This is a genomic window from Microcoleus sp. D3_18_C4 (genome assembly GCF_036702355.1).
GTDB lineage: Bacteria > Cyanobacteriota > Cyanobacteriia > Cyanobacteriales > Microcoleaceae > Microcoleus.
The window spans coordinates 70,720-87,197 of sequence record NZ_JAUBTF010000009.1 but is presented as its reverse complement, the minus strand read 5'-3'; the positions used below and the strand labels follow the sequence as shown (position 1 = coordinate 87,197).

15 protein-coding genes and 1 pseudogene are annotated in these 16,478 nt (G+C 45.7%); 5 read left to right on the top strand and 11 right to left on the bottom strand.

The genetic code is table 11. The features are described 5' to 3' along the window. Positions 1-9: 9 nt before the first annotated feature. From QUA90_RS06710 to QUA90_RS06675, 8 genes and pseudogenes are all read right to left on the bottom strand, one after another. A complete protein-coding gene (locus tag QUA90_RS06710) occupies positions 10-2,592 on the bottom strand; it encodes a penicillin-binding protein 1A (protein ID WP_333444519.1) in 2,583 nt (860 codons plus the stop codon). 239 nt (positions 2,593-2,831) lie between these two features. Next, entirely contained in the window at positions 2,832-3,842 is a 1,011-nt protein-coding gene (gene chlG, locus QUA90_RS06705) for a chlorophyll synthase ChlG (protein ID WP_333214815.1), read from the bottom strand. A 370-nt stretch (positions 3,843-4,212) separates the two neighbouring features. Then, a pseudogene (locus QUA90_RS06700) lies at positions 4,213-4,383 on the bottom strand (DUF29 domain-containing protein); the annotation flags it as partial. A 38-nt stretch (positions 4,384-4,421) separates the two neighbouring features. Continuing rightward, a complete protein-coding gene (locus QUA90_RS06695; RefSeq protein WP_333225483.1) occupies positions 4,422-5,159 on the bottom strand; it encodes a helix-hairpin-helix domain-containing protein in 738 nt (245 codons plus the stop codon). A 7-nt stretch (positions 5,160-5,166) separates the two neighbouring features. Continuing rightward, positions 5,167-5,316 carry a hypothetical protein gene (locus QUA90_RS06690; protein ID WP_333444517.1) on the bottom strand — a complete coding sequence of 50 codons (150 nt, stop codon included), beginning with the start codon at positions 5,314-5,316 and terminating at the stop codon, positions 5,167-5,169. Between the two features lie 44 nt (positions 5,317-5,360). Continuing rightward, a complete protein-coding gene (locus QUA90_RS06685; protein ID WP_333330833.1) occupies positions 5,361-5,708 on the bottom strand; it encodes an NINE protein in 348 nt (115 codons plus the stop codon). A 93-nt stretch (positions 5,709-5,801) separates the two neighbouring features. Then, entirely contained in the window at positions 5,802-6,014 is a 213-nt protein-coding gene (locus QUA90_RS06680) for a hypothetical protein (protein ID WP_333085335.1), read from the bottom strand. 353 nt (positions 6,015-6,367) lie between these two features. Next, the gene (locus QUA90_RS06675; protein ID WP_333444513.1) at positions 6,368-7,960 is read right to left on the bottom strand and encodes a type II CAAX endopeptidase family protein; all 1,593 of its coding nucleotides are present in this window, start codon (positions 7,958-7,960) and stop codon (positions 6,368-6,370) included. Between the two features lie 241 nt (positions 7,961-8,201). Here QUA90_RS06675 and QUA90_RS06670 point away from each other — a divergent pair, with 241 nt between their 5' ends. From QUA90_RS06670 to QUA90_RS06660, 3 genes are all read left to right on the top strand, one after another. Beyond that, on the top strand, positions 8,202-9,563 hold the full coding sequence (locus QUA90_RS06670) for a histidine phosphatase family protein (RefSeq protein ID WP_333444511.1): 1,362 nt from the start codon (positions 8,202-8,204) through the stop codon (positions 9,561-9,563). A gap of 225 nt (positions 9,564-9,788) precedes the next feature. After that, on the top strand, positions 9,789-11,102 hold the full coding sequence (locus QUA90_RS06665; protein WP_333444509.1) for a dihydroorotase: 1,314 nt from the start codon (positions 9,789-9,791) through the stop codon (positions 11,100-11,102). A gap of 150 nt (positions 11,103-11,252) precedes the next feature. Beyond that, complete coding sequence (locus tag QUA90_RS06660) at positions 11,253-12,008, top strand: 4'-phosphopantetheinyl transferase superfamily protein (RefSeq protein WP_333330822.1); 756 nt, start codon at positions 11,253-11,255, stop codon at positions 12,006-12,008. Between the two features lie 448 nt (positions 12,009-12,456). Here the strand turns inward: QUA90_RS06660 and QUA90_RS06655 are convergent, their stop codons facing one another. Both QUA90_RS06655 and QUA90_RS06650 read right to left on the bottom strand, forming a co-directional pair. Next, positions 12,457-13,197: a response regulator transcription factor gene (locus QUA90_RS06655; protein ID WP_333330819.1), complete on the bottom strand. Its 741-nt coding sequence runs from the start codon at positions 13,195-13,197 to the stop codon at positions 12,457-12,459. A gap of 110 nt (positions 13,198-13,307) precedes the next feature. Continuing rightward, positions 13,308-13,466, bottom strand: a complete 159-nt coding sequence (locus QUA90_RS06650) for a hypothetical protein (protein ID WP_333330816.1) — start codon at positions 13,464-13,466, stop codon at positions 13,308-13,310. Positions 13,467-13,731: 265 nt separating this feature from the next. Here QUA90_RS06650 and QUA90_RS06645 point away from each other — a divergent pair, with 265 nt between their 5' ends. After that, positions 13,732-14,478 (top strand): creatininase family protein, encoded by a 747-nt coding sequence (locus tag QUA90_RS06645; RefSeq protein ID WP_333444507.1) that lies wholly within the window; start codon positions 13,732-13,734, stop codon positions 14,476-14,478. A gap of 153 nt (positions 14,479-14,631) precedes the next feature. Here QUA90_RS06645 and ndk read toward each other — a convergent pair whose 3' ends face one another. Then, positions 14,632-15,081, bottom strand: coding sequence for a nucleoside-diphosphate kinase (gene ndk / locus QUA90_RS06640; RefSeq protein ID WP_333035325.1), 450 nt, complete (start codon positions 15,079-15,081; stop codon positions 14,632-14,634). A 638-nt stretch (positions 15,082-15,719) separates the two neighbouring features. On the opposite strand from ndk, the gene QUA90_RS06635 reads away from it, so the two are divergent. Then, on the top strand, positions 15,720-16,478 hold the full coding sequence (locus QUA90_RS06635; protein WP_333330811.1) for a hypothetical protein: 759 nt from the start codon (positions 15,720-15,722) through the stop codon (positions 16,476-16,478).

Sequence of the window (16,478 nt, the reverse complement as noted above, 5' to 3'; positions counted from 1 at the left end):
ACCGATAGTTTAATATCCCGGTTCTTGATAAGCTGGCTCTTCATAAGCCGGCTCTTGATAAGCTGGCTCTTCATAAGCCGGTTCTTGATAAGCTGGCTCTTGCCACTCGCGATACCGGGGTTGAGGATTGGGATTGTAAGGTACGATCGCACCATCCTCATTCACAATCATCCCCCGAATAATCCTCTTAGGCTCCACCGGTTTAGCCTTAATACTGCCTTTGCGGCCCTCCAACTTCGGCAACTTAGGAAACTTCTCTACCGGCATTCCCTTAACAATTTGACTCATAAAATCGCGCCAATTGTAAGCCGCCGTACCGCTAGTTCCCCAGGTGGGATAATTGTCATCATTCCCTAGCCAAACCCCAGTCACCACCTGTGGAATGTAACCAATAAACCACAAATCCCGGACATTTTCCGAAGTACCGGTTTTGCCTGCTACAGCGCGATCGTTTAAAGCAGCAGGCCCCCCCGTACCGTCTTGCACAACACCCTCCAACATCCAAGTAGTAATCGCAGCACTATCCTTATCCAAAACCCGCTTCGGTTTAAAATTAGCCTGATAAATCACATCTCCCCGCTGATTAATCACCCGCTTAATTCCGTGGGCTTCAATAAAATTCCCTTGCGCGGCTAAAGTACCGTAAGCATTGGTTAACTCCAGCAAATTCACCTCTGAAGAACCCAAAGCCAGGGAATAAATCGGACTCAATTTCGACTTAATTCCCATATCGTTGGCTACTTTGATCGCCGGTTCAAAGCCCACATCCATCAACACCTTCACAGCTACGACATTCACCGAACGTGTCAAAGCATCCGAGATCGATCGCCAACCGCTAAATTTTTTGCCATAATTATTCGGTTGATAGCCATCGATAATAATTGGTTCATCTTCGTAACCGTCATAGGGAGAAAAACCAGCCGCCATCGCCGCGGCATAAACCAACCCTTTAAACGTCGATCCGGGCTGCCGCAAAGCCTGCGTAGCGCGATTAAATTCACTTTCCTTAAAATTTCCACCTCCTACCAGGGCCTTAACTTCCCCAGTCTTAGTGTCCATAGAAACTAAAGCGGCCTGTTCAAAACCCTGACGGCGGCCATCAACTTCGATCGCATCTTTAACCACCTTTTCCGCTATTTTCTGCCACTTCAAATCCACCGTCGTCTCGACAGTCAAACCGCCAGCTTCCAAAGCATCCTCAGAAACATAGCGTGGCAATTCCTTCCGAATGTAACTAGCAAAATAAGGTGCGACTACTTTAAATCGCTTCGGCGGACTTGGTTTAACGGCGATAGGTTCCGCCATCGCCGCCATCGCCTCAGCCTCTGTAATTACCTTCGCTTCCTGCATTTGTTGCAGCACAAGATTGCGACGTTTCTTAGCAATATCGGGATTCACCAAAGGCGAATATTCGCTCGGTGCCGGCGGCAAACCCGCCAAAGTAGCCATCTCTGCCAAAGTTAATTTATCGACTGTTTTGCTAAAGAAAACCAAAGCTGCATCTGCCACTCCGTAGGCATCCGAACCCAAATAAACCAGATTTAAATATCTTTCTAAAACTTGGTCTTTACTCAACTCCCGCTCTATTTTCTGAGCTAAAAGAGCTTCCCGAACCTTCCGCCTAATACTTCTTTCCTGATTCAGAAAAACAACGCGAGCCAATTGTTGCGTAATTGTACTGCCGCCCTGCACTAAATCTCTCGCTATCAAATTAGAAACAATCGATCGCACAATACCTTGATAATCCACCCCGCGATGTTGGTAAAAACGGCGGTCTTCTATGGCAATAAAAGCTTTAACCAACAGTTCGGGAATTTCTTGAAGTTTCAGTTTATCTCTAGTTGCAGGCCCCGACTGCAACAAAATCGTATTATCGGCCGCCTTAATTGTCAGTGTCCCGTCGCGGTTAAAGGCGGACAAATCGTTAACATCTGGCAAACCTTTGTCTAAGGTGTACAAAATCCATAAACCGTAGATTAAAGCGCCCCCGCCTATACTTGCCACACCTAAACTTATCCAAAATCTAGGGCGGCGGGGGATACGTTTTTTAGTATTTTCCTGCGGTGCGCTATTTTCCTGTAGTGCCGTATTTATCTGCAGTTGGGTGTTCGGCGATGCGCTATTTTCCGGCAATTCGCTACTATCCGATTTTTGGGGTGATTTAGTTCCCAGCAAACTTAATCCCGGCCGCAACAATTCTTTTCCCTTGGTTTGCAAGCTGGTAACTTGAGGTTCAATTTCCAACCAAGCAATTAAGCGCTTCAACCCTTGCCAATTGCGATTGACTATTGGATATCGAGCGTATTCTGGCTCTAAATATTCTGACTCTAAATATTCTGACTCTAAATATTCTGACTCTAAATATTCTGATTCTTGTAGAGGTGCAGCATCTTCTGATACCACATACTCGGATCGCTCATCCCTTGTCCGTGTAGAAAATTCCGCCTTGGATTCCGGCGAGTTGAGCTTATTGCCCTTCGCATCCTTCGGCGGTTCTCGATCGGAATTACCGCTTATTGCGTTAGTGACTTTGCTCAATGTATCTTTGATATTTGAGAAAAATTCTGCCACGATCAGACCTTCAAACCTCATCAAGTCCGATTAAAAATTAAAAATTAAAAAAGCTAGCCTTCTTCAATTCTTAATTTTTAATTCGACATTTTTTCTTGAATAACACGCTGCCTTGAATTAGCTTTTTTGAATTAAAAACTTTTTAATTCAAAACTAAAAATTCAAAACTTTTCTTAACGCTGCAGAACTTGGTATTTTTTTGAGAGGTGAATTAGATTTTTTGAATTCAAAATTTTTTAACTCAAACCTCAAAACTCTGCTTAACTCGCATGACCCAGTGCCAATGCGGCTACCAGCATACCCAAAACCAGGAAAGGCTGAGCACTTGCCTGATATTTAACATCATTTTCCAGGGGATTACGCAAAAAGTACATATCCTGAAAAGTAATTTGGGGAATTATCAGCAACAGCAGAATGACAGCGTAAAGGTTTTGGTGGATGCTGATCAGGTAGCCTGCAATCCCAGCTTGAAAGATGTCGATCATCAACACGCAAATCCAAGCTGCGGTGCTGATGCCAAACATCACTGGCAAAGATTTTAACCCTAATTGCCGATCGCCCTCAACACTTTTGAAATCGTTGACGATTGCAATCCCCAGCCCTGCCAAACTGTAAAACAGGGTCAAAATCATAATCGTCGGATCTAGTGTACCAAACAAAGCTTGACCCGCCCACCAAGGCAGGGCAATGTAGCTAGCACCCAGGGCATAATTTCCCAACCAGCCATTCTGCTTCAGTTTCAGCGGAGGCGCAGAGTAGATATAAGCTAGAAACGCGCCGCCGAGAGTCAAAACAGTCATTATCGGGAATTCATGACCCGCCCACAAGTCTAGAGCATAAGCCACCCCAATGCCAGCCGCTAATAATACCAAAATTTGCGTTACTACTTGGGGAATCGAGATGATACCGGAGGGAATCGGACGGTAGGGCTCGTTAATGGCGTCGATTTCGCGATCGTAAAAATCGTTCAAAGTTTGAGTGTACCCGGTCAGCAACGGCCCTGACATCAACATACAAGCTGCTGCGATCAAGAAATTCTCTAGGTTCCAAACATAGTTTCCAGAAGACGCCGCCCCGCACACCACGCCCCAAATTAGGGGAATCCAGGTAATCGGTTTCATCAATTGCAAGCGAATCTTCCAGATGGAAGTTTCCCCACTAGCGGCCCCTTTCATGCCCAACAGTTGCCTAGTTTTGGCACTGCGGTTTTCGGTAGCAGCACTTTCCGGTGCAGCTTCTGGGGAGATTTGGGATGGAGGAGAGTCAGACATAATTTGATGTTAGCGGTACTGCTACTATTGTGTCGTTTTGCATTTCAATAATAATTCAGATAGCTTACCACTGATATTTAAGGCAGATTCTTGAAAACTTACCCTGGCTTGGAGTTGATGCTCAGGAAAAGTAGGAGTTTCACAATATATTGAGATATCATTTTTTTGTGGAAATGTCAAGAGGATAAATACTTTTTTTATAATTTCGCTGAGCCCGCCTGCAGGGGGAGATTTTTTTACCAGCAGGTGCATTTAATGTCAATTACCAGGAGGCGATCGAGTTTTTTGCCATACTACCCTTGAATCATCTCATCTGGCAGAAAGTCAATCGATTTTAGATTTTAGATTTTAGATTTTAGATTTTAGAGATGCTACCGCTTCTTTGATCGGGTTGAAATTGCCACTTAAGCAAGCCCAGGAGAATTACTACCAGATTACTCTCTAAACTCCGGGGTTCACTTCGCCCCAGGTCTTCTATTTCTGCAATCAGATTTTCCCAGTCGATGTTTGAAAAGTCGCGAACCCGCAACTTTTCCACAGATTTTTTTGCCATAAGCTGTTCGTGGTAACAACTGCAAATTAACAAATATGGCGGTAGGAATCAAAAGGCAGTCCCGTCCGCCGCTTGACTTCGACAACTGATTTGTAAGCGCCTTTTCTCTGCCTTTCTCTAACTATTTTTTCCGCAACATATCGATCTAAACCGCTGGCGATCAACTCTTCCGGCGAAAGAATATTTAACCGTTTCCAAGTAAACTGCAATTCTTTTTGATAATTGTAGCTGAAGCAAATCATCGGGGCGATTCGTCTGACGTGACTTTCGGGAACTCCGGCTATTTCTGATAACTCTTCGGCGTGGGTAAAAATGTAGCCTTCGTTTTGCAAAGATTCAATATCGTTGGCGTAGACGATCGGCAAACCCAAGATTCTGACCATATCGTCTTTGGTACACTCGTTAATATCTATTTTGCCGCGCACGTTTGCTAGTTCTTCGGCATTTGTCGCAGTTGCAGGAACCAGTAAGCCTCTAGGTGCGGTTTTGATCAGATAGCGCTTTTTCAAACTAAAAGCAGTAACAATTTGAGCGATCCAAACGATCGTACCCAAATTAGTTGAAGAAGATACCGCTAGTGCTGCTAAAGTAATTGCAACACCCCATCCCATCCAACTACGAATATTTGACTTTTGACCTGCATAGGCGATCGCCAATCCGCCGAAGTAGGGAATAAAAGCATACCACACCCAGTTGGGAGTTTGACGCAGCCAGTATAAATCTTGAGACACTTTAATTTTATCCTTAAATAGTTGCGCTCTCACACTTATTTCAATGCCACTTTTTTAAGAGTGGGCTTCCTTCTTCCTTCTTCCTGACATCCGTTACATCCCGTACATTGCTCGTTGCCGAACTTCCTTCTTCCTGACATCCGTTACATCCGTTACATTGCTCGTTGCCGAACTTCCTTCTTTCTGACATCGGTTACATCTCGTACATTGCTCGTTGCCGAACTTCCTTCTGAATTACAATTCTCGCAACAGTTTTTGGCGTTTTTCTTCATATTCTTCGGCGGTAATTGCACCCATATCGTAAAGTTTTTTCAATTCGCCGATCGCCCCGGTTACATCTTTTGCCGCTCTGAGGGCATACCCCGACGGCAACGTGCCACCATTGTACTGAACCTGAAAAGCTTGTTCCGACATCAGCAGCAGGCCTATAAAATCGAAAAATGCGAGCAGTGACGGAATTAATGTCCAAGAAAATAGCAAGTATAATACCCCTGCTAAGTTATTGCCCAAATAAAATTTGTGAACTCCGAAACCTCCTACAAAGAAAGCTAACACAACTGCTACGGTTTTATCTTTTACCATTTTTACTTCCCCAGTTTTTTATTTTAACTTCTGCGATCGACCTTTAACCCTCGACCTTTAACGATCGAGCTAAGTAATCTTACTAATTTTTACTCATTTATTTGGGTTTTTGCGAAACTTAGACATCGCAAAATACAGCAGAACTATACCGACTTGAGCTTGTAGAATGACCAAGTAGCCTCTCAAGAAATAATTTAGTTCGCTGCCTGAATTGAGAGAAAATATTAAAATGCCCAAGGCTGCGTAGGGTGCGAAACGCATCCAACTCGGCGTTCCCTCTAACTTGCGGCTGTTCAAATTGCTCATTGGGTTTAAGCCTCATCCTAAATTAAAATTTAGCTATAAATTAGCCGGATTGTCAACTTCCGTTTGGTGCGATCGCCCGCGCCAGTCTCTCAATCATCAGCCCACAAGATATTACTTCCATGTTAAACCAGGTTTTTCCGCTAAAGTAAGCGACCGGGGCGGGTATATCTGGATCTGTGGCTGATATTACAGATTAGGATGAACCCGCCCCTAATGAAATTCCGGTTATTTTACCGGACTAGATATCAGGGGCGCACCGATCACCCTAATGCTGTTTTTGGCAAGAGTCGATCGCCTGCAGGAAAACTGTCAAAAAAACCCGATTAATTCACAATTATTAACAACCCCCCAAATTAACTCGCGCCGCCGCCCAAAAGAAACAGACTCAGGAGAGTACCGCTGTTCCAAAGACTGTGGAGAAGCATAGGAGCCAGGAGATTGCGAGATCGCGTGTACACAAACCCCAAAACCGCACCCAAAGTCGCCAAAGGCAGAATCTCAGAGACACTCAAGTGAGCCACAGCAAACAAAAAAGCAGAAGCTGCGATCGCCCCCCAAACAGGCAAATAGCGAGTCAGAGAAGGCAGCAGAAAGCCCCGAAACACGATTTCCTCAAAAACCGGAGCCGCGATCGCAGCAGTGCCGAAAAACACCGCCAAAGCCACGTTGTCCCGACCTTCGAGAACGATCGGCAAAATCGGATTACTGCCACCTTGTCCCTGCCAAAATTGCTGATTAATCAGCGACACCAAAACTACCAAAGGCAAAGCAACAAAATAGCCGCCAAAACCCCACAAAAACCAATTTCCCCCCCAATTAATCCGAAACCAACCTTCCGGCAAAGGCAAAAAAGACTTGACCGAAAAATACAGTACCGAAAGCCCCCCAGCCGACAGCAACAAATAAGTAGCAAAGATATAAAAAGCCTTGTCGCGCGGGTCAAAAGTAGCAGGATTGAGTTTTAAAACAGCCAGAGAAACCGGCAGCAACAAATAGGGAATCAAGATTTGGCCGACAAAGAAAAAGCCGACCACAAGTACCTGCCAAACAATCTCACCGTCCCAAGGCACATCCCAAGTCAAGCTCGCATTTCGCGCCAACACCGGGCCGGAACCTGCTGTATCTAACTGCTTCCGCTGCAACAGCCACTGCACGGTCAAACCAACCAGCAAAACCGTACCAATACAAAGTGCGATCGCCGGAACGCCCACTATAATTGCCAACTTTTCTACAGCTTGCTGGGCAATTACTTGCTCTGCTGCTTGCAGCGCCACCAGCTCTTTAGAACGTTCTTGCAGCTTGTAAAGTTGAGCGAGAGCGCGATAGCGAAACCAGCCATCCAAAGACTTTTGAATGCGCGGCTCGGCATCCGGCAGTAGTTGAGCCGGATTGCTCCAAATTCCAGTTAAAACTTGAGCAGTTACCACAGAAGAATCGTCATCACTTTTAGTTTTGTAGCGCTCAACTAAATTTGTCCAAGTTTGGATAGCCGCCTCAGTTTTGCCACTGCTTACCTGCAAAATTCCCAATCGCAAGTCAAGTTCGTTTAGCAGCACTGACTGTTGATTGATCGACTCTGACGCAGCCTTATTTGGAGCCAAATTCAGAGTATTATCCTCAGACTTAGAGGCGATGGCAGACTGAATTTGTTTAACTTGTGCTTGAGTTGTTTCGAGAGTTTTGCGAGTCGAGTCTCGCGCTTCTTGATATTGCGTCAAAGCCGTATTTAAAGGATCTGCACCGACAATATTGTTGCGCGCCGAACTTAAATTAGCACTCTGATTATTTTCTCCTTGCCACTCCGAGGCGTGCAGCAGCAAATTTGTCTGGTAGAGTTCCAGCCGACTTTGAATTTGCGGCTGATTCCAACTAGCAAGTAAAGATAAACCGACTAGGGCGATCGCGATCGCCGTTAAAATACCTAAAATAACCCGCTTCAGTGTCATTACTGCTTTTCCGTCCCGCGCGAATCCGTGGCTAAATCTTTTCCGTCTTTAATCATAGGTCGTTGCAGACGAGAGTATCCCGACAACTGGTAAAATTTCACTGGCTCATCTTTTTGACTCGCCTCAACAAGACTTACGCCACAAATCCTTGACTCGCCATGTATGGGTAAGGCGTGCACCGCGCACCCGAAGCGCGGTAACAGGCTAAATCTAAAATCTAAAATCTAAAATCTAAAATCGAATGACTCGCATTATCTTAGTCCGTCACGGCAAAAGCACCTACAATCAAGAACGCCGCATCCAAGGCCGCCTCGATAAATCAATTTTGACAGAAGCAGGCCGCAGTGCCGCCCTGCAAGTAGGCGACACACTCAGCAGTATCGCCTTTGATGCCGCCTATACCAGTCCCCTGCAACGAGCCAAAGAAACAGCGGAAATCATCCTGTCGCGCTTGACAAATCCGCCACAACTCCAGCCAACTGATAATTTGATGGAAATCGATTTGCCTCTGTGGGAAGGAATGTTGCGCCAAGATGCGATCGACAAATTCCCCGAAGCATATCAGCAGTGGCAAAGACAGCCAGACAAATTTTCCATGAAACTGCCATCTGTGGATGGCGAAATCGAACACTTTCCCGTATTGGCAATTTTTGCTAACGCCCGTCATTTTTGGCAAGAACTTTTATCGCGTCACCAGGACGGCACAATTCTAGTAGTAGGTCACAACGGAATCAACCGCGCTCTCATCGCCACCGCGTCGGAAATTACCCCGGATTACTATCAATCAATTCAACAGTCAAATTGCGGAATTAGCGTCATTAATTTTGGAACTTCCCCTGTTCCCAACGACGCACTTGGAGAGCCAAAAAAGAAAGTTCCAGTTCAATTAGAGTCGGTGAATTTAACTTCCCATACCGGGGAAATTTTTCCCAAACCGAGGGACGGACACCAAGGCCCGCGCTTGTTACTGGTGCGTCACGGCGAAACCGACTGGAATAAAGCAGGTAAATTTCAAGGGCAAATTGACGTGCCTCTCAACGATAACGGCCGCGAACAGTCCCGGCGGGCGGCAGAATTTCTCAAGGATGTAAACTTAGATTTTGCGATTAGCAGTTCGATGCTGCGCCCGAAAGAAACTGCGGAAATTATTCTCAAATATCACGGCGGTTTGCAACTGGAACTGCGCGATGACTTGAGAGAAATCAGCCACGGACTTTGGGAAGGAAAATTTGAGTCAGAAATCGAACAATCCTATCCGGGTTTGCTAGCAGAATGGAAAACATCTCCTGAAACAGTGCAAATGCCGGAAGGAGAGAATTTGCAGCAAGTTTGGCAGAGAGCGATCGCAGCTTGGCGCGAAATTGTACAATCTGTTTCTGGTACTGGGATTGTAGTTGCTCACGATGCCATTAACAAAGCAATTCTCTGCCACCTATTCGGTTTGGAACCAGAACATTTCTGGAAATTCAAACAAGGAAACGGAGCCGTTAGCGTGATTGATTATCCCCACGGCCCCGATGGTTTGCCGGTATTACAAGCGATGAATGTCACAACTCATTTGAGCGGCGGCGTTTTTGACAAAACAGCAGCCGGAGCACTCTAATTAGTAAAGTGCTGAGCGCGAACCCGTAGCGGAAGGAACGCCCACCGCTACGGGTTCGCGCCTGAAAAATGTTTGAATTTGGATAACAACCGCGCCCGACGCTTAGGAAGTTCTTAATTCCTGAAACTAATGCCGTGGATTGCTTCTTCCATCTTCCTGAGCTCCATTACATCCGTTACATCCGTTACATAATCCGTTGCCGAACTTCCTTCTTCCTTCTGTTATATGAGCCGCGAACTGCTACAAAATGTACGAGTGCTAGATCCAGTTTCAGGGAGCGATCGCATCGCTGATATTCTAATTACCGAAGGCCAGATCGAAGCCATTGCAGAAAAAATTGCTGAGTTTCCCGCTGAGACCCAAGTGCGGGATTGCCAGGGACTGATTTTGGGGCCGGGGCTAACTGATATCTACAGTCACAGCGGAGAACCGGGTTTTGAGGATCGAGAAACCCTGGAATCTTTGATGCAGGCTGCGGCGGCTGGGGGTTTTACGCGAGTGGCGATTTTGCCGGATACCTCGCCACCTGTTGACAATTTGGCCGGTTTAGCTTTGTTGCAGCAACATATCCGCAATTTGCCGCCCGGGCTGCCCAGCTTGTATTTTTGGGGAGCGCTGACAGCGGGCGTTAAAGGGCAGCAGATGGCAGAGTTGGGCGAGCTGGCTTCCTGTCCAGTGGTGGGTTTTGCAGACGGTTTACCGCTGTCTAATCCGGCTCTGGTGAGGCGTTTGCTGGAGTATATCAAGCCTTTGGGCAAGTCTGTGGCTTTGTGGCCGTGCGATCGAACTTTGGCAGGAAATGGCGCGGTGAGAGAGGGTGCGCTGTCGGTACGCTTGGGTTTACCAGGAATTCCGGCGAGTGCGGAAACTTCGGCTTTGGCGGTAATTCTGGAGTTGGTGGCATCTGCGGACACTCCGGTGCACATTATGCGCGTTTCTACAGCCCGCAGCGTGGAATTGATTCGAGATGCGAAGGCGCGGGGTTTGCCGGTGACTGCGAGTGTGACTTGGATGCACTTGCTGTTGAATGTCGGGGCAGTTTCAGGAAACTCTAAAGATTCCGGCGGGAAAAATGCTCTGACTGCTTCGTTGCCCTATGATCCGAATTTACGCATAGAACCGCCGTTAGGGAATCTCAGCGACCAATTAGCGCTGATTCAAGCTGTGAAAGATGGCGTAATTGATGCGATCGCGATCGACCACAACCCGCATACTTATGAGGAGAAAACTGTGGCTTTTGCTGATAGTCCGCCCGGGGCGATCGGCTTGGAATTAGCTTTGCCTTTACTATGGCACGGACTGGTAGAAACTGGCGAATTTTCAGCTTTAGAACTGTGGCGAGTGTTGAGCGCAGGCCCTGCCGTTTGTCTCGGACAAACTCCCCCCATCGTTGCGCCGGGAGTCTCTGCTGAGTTGATTTTGTTCGACCCGGAAATGAGTTGGACTGTTGACGGGCAAAGTCTGAAGTCGCGATCGGCAAATACGCCTTGGTTGGGACAAAAAATAGCAGGAAAAGTTGTGCAAACTTGGATTTATTGACGGTTGGAATTGGGACTTATTTAACGAACCGCGAAGGGCGCGTTAGGCGAAGCCGCGCGTAAGCGCTAGGGCGCGAAGGAAGAGAAAGAAGGGAAAGAAGAAGAGCGGTAATTTGGTAAGTGGAAGCTTTTGATAAGGCAGGGTAAATACATGATTGCTGTCGTTCCTTCGTGGAATTCTCCACCGCTAGACTTGACATTGGATCGGGGCGAAATTCATGTTTGGCGCGTTTCTCTAGCTCAAACTGAATCTTGCTTGGAGAGTTTACAGCAGACTCTCTCAGCAGACGAGCGGACAAAAGCCGAGAGTTTTCACTTTCCCAAAGGTCGATCGCAATTTATTGTCAGTCGTGGGACACTCAGAGCGATTCTGAGTCGCTATCTTAACATAAATCCTCACATTTTGCGCTTTGACTACAATCCCTACGGCAAACCCTCTATCATCGCCGCCCAAGGTGGAAATACCCTGCGTTTCAATTTGTCTCACTCAGGAAACATTGCTCTAATTGCGATTACCAAAAATCGAGATATTGGTGTCGATATTGAAGGCATAAATCCAAACTTTCCTTGCCTAGAAATTGCTGACAAGTTTTTTTCACCCTTAGAATACTCTGTGTTGCTTTCGCTTCCAGAACATCTCCAACCCAGAGCTTTTTTCACCTGCTGGACTCGCAAAGAAGCCTATATCAAAGCAGTCGGCAAAGGACTTTCTATTCCCCTGAATCAGTTTGATGTCACCCTAGCACCAGGAGAACCTGCCGCGCTGTTAAATGTTGAAGACAACCCCGAAGAAGCATCGAGATGGTCTTTAATTGAATTAATTCCCAGTTCAGATATGGTGGCGGCTGTTGCGGTTGCAGGAGATTGCTGGAAACTTCATTGTTGGGAGTGGACGGGGGAGTTTTGATTTATATCAATTCCGGTTGCACCGGAATTATTGTTGACTGTTGACTGTTGACTGTTGACTGTTGACCGGGCGGATCGAAAACTGAATGGTTGAGTGTTAACTGTTGACTCTATTTTATTATTCCGATGCAACCGGAAACGATATTATGCTGAGATGTTGCACCATTCTCAATAAGCTTTTTATGAACAGGCTTTCCGGCCTGTTCCACAAGAAAATTCACTCTTTGTGGAACAGGCCGGAAAGCCTGTTCTTGAGAATGGTGCAAGATGTGAGTTTATACCGATCGCCAAAGGTAAAATATCACGGCAATGGTCACTACAATAGGTCTACGGGTTGAGCCTTCAAGTTCTTGCATTGCGAACTCTACATAGACCAATAAGGACACAACAATGTTGTGCCCCTACGTTTATTTGACTGCAATTTGCCACTCTACAACTGATTTAATAATTTAACCAAATCGATAGCCAAACCCTCGTACCGTAATGATATATTCCGGTTGGGCCGGATCTATTTCCAACTTTTCGCGCAGCCAGCGGATGTGAACATCAACTGTTTTGCTGTCTCCGATAAAATCTTGACCCCAAATTTTTTCCAGCAACTGATCACGAGACCAAACTCGCCGGGGATAACTCATAAATAGTTCTAGTAAGCGAAACTGTTTAGGAGAAAATTTGACTTCCAGACCACGAACCAACACGCGGCACTCTTCAGGATACAAAGTTATGCTCTTATATTGCAGCATCATCGGTTGTCGCAAATGACCGAGGCGCTGGCGTCGCATCAGCGCCCGACAGCGAGCGATAAACTCCCGCATTCCAAAAGGCTTGGTCAGATAATCATCCGATCCGGCTTCTAGATAAAAAGCGCAATTGTTGGCACTTCCTCTAGCACCGATAATCAAAATAGGGACGGGATTTCCTTGATGCCGTAACATTCGACACAGATCCAAACCGTTAATTGAATCCATAATTAACAGGTTAAAGGCAAATTCACCGTGGTATGACGAAGCAGCCTGTACAGAAGGCAAAGCGTTGCGCCCGTCGCTAGTAACCACCACCTCGTAGCCCTGTTCTTTAAGGGCTAAAGCTAGCATTTCCCGCAACAGATCTTCACCTTCCAATAACAAGATACGGCCGGCTTGTCCAACAGCCAACCTTGAAGGACTTTCGCTTAATTCAGCAGAAGACATAAATATCAGTGGGAGTGATGTTTGTATGTGGCTAGCGCGAGGTACCTTCTTCAGTAGCTGAGGTACTCTCGCGCTGCGATCGCTTGTACGATCGCCATTTGTTTGATCGCTTAGAATCTTTCGCCAGCCCATCCTACAGGCACGCGCTCGACCTTTGCTACTTGCTCGTGTAAGGAATACAGCCGTAGAGCAGTTGTCGGAACCGCGCTGTCTGCCTGCGTCCAGGCCACAGAAGTCTGGTCATTTTTCGGGGTCGGTGTTAATTTCATAAAACATTGCCCGCTGTTAATTGACCACGTAACACCCAATCTAGAGGGATATGCTTGTTATACTACTCTTAAAAGGTTATTAAAAGGTAAAGTTTTGGTTATTAAGTGGTTAAATTATTAACGTTAAGTAATATAACGGTAAAGGTGCGATCGCACTTTAAGAGCTTTTTTTAATAATACAATAATAAGTTGCCCCAAAGTCCTTTTTTTTCCCGTGCCGGCTACGATCGACGATAGCAAGTAAAAATTCTGTAGACTGCCTATCATGTTGCTGCATTTGAGTACCTGGCCCGAGGTAGAAGCTTATCTCGAAAGCTCCCGAGGCATAATTATCCCGATCGGCTCCACGGAACAGCACGGGCCCACCGGCTTGATCGGGACTGACGCCATTGCTGCCGAGGCGATCGCCCGCGGTGTCGGCGAAGCTGCCAATGCCTTAATCGGCCCCACAATTAATGTCGGGATGGCCTTGCACCACACCAGCTTTCCCGGCACAATCAGCTTCCGACCCCAGACTCTAATACTGGTAATCAGGGATTATATCACATCTTTGGCAAAAGCGGGATTTGAGAAATATTTCTTCATTAACGGTCATGGTGGCAACATTGCGACAATGAAAGCAGCATTTTCCGAGACATACGCGCATTTGTCAGACTTGCATTTACCCAATGCCGATAAAATCCAGTGTCAAATCGGCAACTGGTTCATGTGCGGTTCAGTTTACCAACTAGCAAAAGAATTATACGGAAACCAAGAAGGTTCCCACGCCACCCCCAGCGAAGTCGCCTTAACCCAGTACCTTTATCCAGAAGCAATAAAGCAAGCTCAGCTTTCGGAACAAGTCGGTTCCGGACACAAAATTTACGGTGCCGCTGACTTCCGCCGCCGATTTCCCGACGGGAGAATGGGTTCAAATCCGGGCTTAGCAACCCCCGAACACGGTCAACAGTTTTACGAATTAGCAGTCAAAGAATTGACTAATAATTATTTGGAGTTTTTAAGTTCCGATTAACGTTTTTTCTTCTCGTTACCAGCCAGCTCCTGGTAACGAGTAAACATCTCAAACTATTCTATAGTTTACAGTTATGAGTGAGTCAGCGACATGATATTTCATCTGTCTAAAAAAGGCTATATCTCCCGATTAACCACCGGGAGAATATCAAAACTATTCCACAATCCAAGGAGTTAAACAAGGTGTCCAAGCACTCAATTCTTCTTCCTTGAACCAAAGGCTAATTTCCGCACGGGCAGTCTCGACAGCATCAGAACCGTGAATGAGATTACGGCCGACATTGACGGCAAAATCGCCCCGAATTGTCGCAGGTTCTGCATTCAGAGGATTTGTGGCGCCAATGATTTTTCTCGCCGATGCCACAACGCCGTCGCCTTCCCAAACCATCGCCACTACAGGGCCTGAAGTGATAAAGTTTACCAATCCAGCAAAGAAGGGTTTTTCTTTGTGAACATCATAATGTTGTTCCGCTAGTTCGCGACTCGCCGTCATCAGCTTCATGCCAACTAACTTAAAGCCCTTGGCTTCAAAACGACCGATAATTTCGCCAACGAGTCCGCGCTGTACGCCGTCGGGCTTAATCGCTAAAAAAGTCCGTTCCAAGATTAACTCCTATAATTGTGTTAACTGATCCAAAAGATAGAGTAACTCAGAACGCACCTAAAGGCAATTCTGAGAATGGGAAATTGTTATTTTGAGACTTATGGCCACAGGAAGAAGGAAGAAGGAATAACAAGAGGGAAGAGGAAAGAGGGAAGAAGCAATAAAACCAAGGGTTAAAGAAACCGGGTTTCTCAGAAAAATTTTTGTTGAGCAGCGATGAATCTGCAAAGAAACCTGGTTTCGAGACTCCTATGCGTCTAGGACTGATTTGCAGGCAGCATCCCGATTTTGTAAACACCATTTTTTAGGAGTTCGAGCAGAATGCTCACTTGCCTAGATAAGCTAATCAGCCTTTAACTTGCCTGTCAAAAAATAATCTAACTTTTGTGGGGTCGCTTTGAGCAATGCCTGAAATATGCAATCTAAATGTAGAACATTTTATCTCTAGTGAATCAGATGCTCGAACTTCTGGCACAATATGATACAAGTCACAATTTCCTGTGACTGCCAACACTCTTACCTATGATCTAAAATACAAATATGTATGATAATAAACACAATTATTTATGCTCGATAATATAGATAATTAACGGAGGTATGAAGATTATCTTGACAGCAACCATTTAGGCGAAAAAAGTATGAAAGCCATTGTAGCATTCATTGAACCCAAAAAGCAAGAGTTTGCAAAATTGCCCTTGTTTGACTTTCTAGCCAACAAAGATATTCACGCGAATCAACGACTAATTTTTGCACCTGTACTCGCTCCTTTGGCTGTGGGCTTGAGCGATTTAAATAAATATGTGCTGCGAGAATCTTCTAGTAATAACAACGTTCAGGAACTCATTAATAAATATACTTATAAAAAAAACTATTATTGGCACGACTATCTAGAATACCTAGAGGAGCTGGGCTTAAACCAATTAATGAGTTACGGCGATTTCAGAATGCTTTGGGGTGAAGAAACTAAAAAAACTCGATCGCTTTGTTCAGTGATCGAACGCTACGCTTGGAAAGCCTCTCCCATTCAGAAACTGGTGTTAGTGGAAGTCCTCGAAGGCACTGCCCAAGTTTTTTTTGAGGCGGCGCTAGCAGTGGTAATGGAATTACAGCAAATTAACCAAAAAGAATCTGTTGATTTTGGAGGTTCTTATGGGGGTTTAGAAAATTATCACCTTTTAAACACGCCAGAGATGTTGCAAATTTTAGCAGAGATCAAACTTACAGATGCGGAATACCAAGCAGCTTTAGAATTAGCACAAAACTTATTTGAACTGTTTACAGAAGCGATGAACGAGCTGTTTCAACACAGCCAAACAAATTCTTGCAAGACTGTGCTGCAAATATCCTCAATTTCTGCCTTCGCTCATTGCCCGATCGACTGTCTCGATATTTGTTAG

What these genes read in the sequence shown, in the direction of transcription:
- QUA90_RS06710 (WP_333444519.1), bottom strand. Translation starts at nt 2,592, where the DNA reads ATGAGGTTTGAAGGTCTGATCGTGGCAGAATTTTTCTCAAATATCAAA.
- chlG (WP_333214815.1), bottom strand. Translation starts at nt 3,842, where the DNA reads ATGTCTGACTCTCCTCCATCCCAAATCTCCCCAGAAGCTGCACCGGAA.
- QUA90_RS06690 (WP_333444517.1), bottom strand. Translation starts at nt 5,316, where the DNA reads ATGTCAGAAAGAAGGAAGTTCGGCAACGAGCAATGTAACGGATGTAAC.
- QUA90_RS06685 (WP_333330833.1), bottom strand. Translation starts at nt 5,708, where the DNA reads ATGGTAAAAGATAAAACCGTAGCAGTTGTGTTAGCTTTCTTTGTAGGA.
- QUA90_RS06680 (WP_333085335.1), bottom strand. Translation starts at nt 6,014, where the DNA reads ATGAGCAATTTGAACAGCCGCAAGTTAGAGGGAACGCCGAGTTGGATG.
- QUA90_RS06675 (WP_333444513.1), bottom strand. Translation starts at nt 7,960, where the DNA reads ATGACACTGAAGCGGGTTATTTTAGGTATTTTAACGGCGATCGCGATC.
- QUA90_RS06670 (WP_333444511.1), top strand. Translation starts at nt 8,202, where the DNA reads ATGACTCGCATTATCTTAGTCCGTCACGGCAAAAGCACCTACAATCAA.
- QUA90_RS06665 (WP_333444509.1), top strand. Translation starts at nt 9,789, where the DNA reads ATGAGCCGCGAACTGCTACAAAATGTACGAGTGCTAGATCCAGTTTCA.
- QUA90_RS06660 (WP_333330822.1), top strand. Translation starts at nt 11,253, where the DNA reads ATGATTGCTGTCGTTCCTTCGTGGAATTCTCCACCGCTAGACTTGACA.
- QUA90_RS06655 (WP_333330819.1), bottom strand. Translation starts at nt 13,197, where the DNA reads ATGTCTTCTGCTGAATTAAGCGAAAGTCCTTCAAGGTTGGCTGTTGGA.
- QUA90_RS06650 (WP_333330816.1), bottom strand. Translation starts at nt 13,466, where the DNA reads ATGAAATTAACACCGACCCCGAAAAATGACCAGACTTCTGTGGCCTGG.
- QUA90_RS06645 (WP_333444507.1), top strand. Translation starts at nt 13,732, where the DNA reads ATGTTGCTGCATTTGAGTACCTGGCCCGAGGTAGAAGCTTATCTCGAA.
- QUA90_RS06635 (WP_333330811.1), top strand. Translation starts at nt 15,720, where the DNA reads ATGAAAGCCATTGTAGCATTCATTGAACCCAAAAAGCAAGAGTTTGCA.